Below are 1,682 nucleotides of genomic sequence, written 5' to 3' on the forward strand. Positions count from 1 at the left end.
GCCCGCGCCCTCATGCAGAACGGCCACCAGGGAGTCGTCCACCAGGGCGTGGACGTAGGTCGAGCTGTGCTGACTGGTAAAGAAGAGCCGCAGGACGCCGTCCGCCGTTTGAACGTCGTCCCGGGGCTCGATGGCCTGCGCGAGGGCCAGTCCGACTGCGGACAGGAAGCGGGGGAAGTGGAGCCGATCGGGCACATCTCCTTCCAGCGCCAGGATGAACTCCCCCGTCTGGGCGTCCACGGCATAGAACGAGGTGGTGGAGTTCATCCCCGAGTTGGTCAGCTCGCCCCAGAATGCGTACCGGCAACCGGCCTCCCTGGCCTGCTCGGCGGCCTCCGCCTGTCCGAAGGCCCTTTTCCGGATAAGCCGTTCCGGCACGTCCTGCCCCTCATCGGCTAGTTTTGCCAGCTCGACCAGATCGGGGTGCAGTACGACGCGGAAGTCCGGACCGTAGTCGTCGAGCGCCTCCTCCACCTCGGCCACCGCAATGAGGCTCATGTAAGGGTCCTCGTAGGAGAGGAAGAAGGGGAGGGCGAGGACGCGGTTGCGACGCGCCTCCAGGTCCAGGGGAAGACGGTGCCCGTACCACGACATGTCGGTGTCCACCGGCAACCTCTTGGCCACCGCCAGCGCCATGGTATCCAGCCGGGTGAAGGCCGGGGCGTCCCCCAGGACGGTCAGGGGTCGGCGTGCGTCGCCCGCGCCGAGGGGGTTGAAACCATAAACCCGCATCAGGGCGCGCGAGAGAACTCGTTCGAGCTCAACGGAATCGCCGTCGGATGGAATCCCGACGACGCCCCCCACGACCCTGCCGGATCGAGGATCGTAGGTCGGCGTCAGGTCTGAACCGACGGGGGCGCTCCGGACGATGACGTCGGCCCGCAGCTCATCCTCGGCGGCGCGCGTGAATTCGAGGGAACCGATTTCAGGGAGCCGGGGGCCGGAGAGGGGCTCGCGGATGGCGTCGAGCGCTCCGTTCAGGTCCGGTTCGACGTACACCCGGGGCGGCGAATCCCAGCGACACCGCCAGCGGGTGTCCACGTCCGCGAGGGAGGTGGCGCTGGAATCCCGGATGAAATCCACCAGGGAGACCGGAACCTCGCCCAAGCGCACCACGGCGGGGATGAGGGCGACGGTGAGCCGCTCGGTGCGCCCCACGGGCCGCCGATAGGGGGCGAAACGCTCCCCGGCCCCGACCCCCAGAACGCCGAAGCCGTCAAAGGTGATTCGGAACTCGCCCCGGCTGTCGGTCTGCACCGACTCGTCCTGGATGGTCACCTCGGCCCCGGGCACAGGTGAACCCGTGGCCACATCCAGGACCACCCCGGCAATAAACTTCGCCTGGGCGATACCGACCAGGACGAGCGGGAGGAGCAGTTTCAGCTTCATCAGTGAGGGCAACGCTAGCATAAGAAACCGCGCCTGACAAGCCGGCCGGGAAGCTTCCATTTCCCATTCGACCGCGGCTGGATTATAATCACCCGACCGTGAGCTACGAACCGCATGAACCGCTGGTCCTAGTCGCCGGAACGGGCCGCCTCCCCCTCGTGGCCGCCCGGAGCCACCGGACGGGTGGCGGACGCCTCCACCTGGTCAGCCTCTCCCGGCAGATTCCCAAAGAGCTCGAAGAGCTGGCCACCGAGGCCGTCATATTCAGCGTCGGCCAGGTCGGCGGCATCCTG

Annotated in this window: 2 protein-coding genes; one reads left to right on the forward strand and one right to left on the reverse strand. The window is 67.5% G+C overall.

The window, feature by feature from the left end; all coding sequences use genetic code 11:
* The coding region (locus tag NTW26_00530) for a carboxypeptidase-like regulatory domain-containing protein (GenBank protein ID MCX7020760.1) at positions 1-1,389 on the reverse strand (1,389 nt) is incomplete at its 3' end.
* Between the two features lie 98 nt (positions 1,390-1,487).
* Between NTW26_00530 and NTW26_00535 the strand changes: the two genes are divergently transcribed.
* Positions 1,488-1,682, forward strand: a 195-nt coding sequence (locus NTW26_00535) for a hypothetical protein (GenBank protein ID MCX7020761.1), incomplete at its 3' end; no start/stop codon positions are given.

Source organism: bacterium (genome assembly GCA_026398675.1).
Taxonomy (GTDB): domain Bacteria; phylum RBG-13-66-14; class RBG-13-66-14; order RBG-13-66-14; family RBG-13-66-14; genus RBG-13-66-14.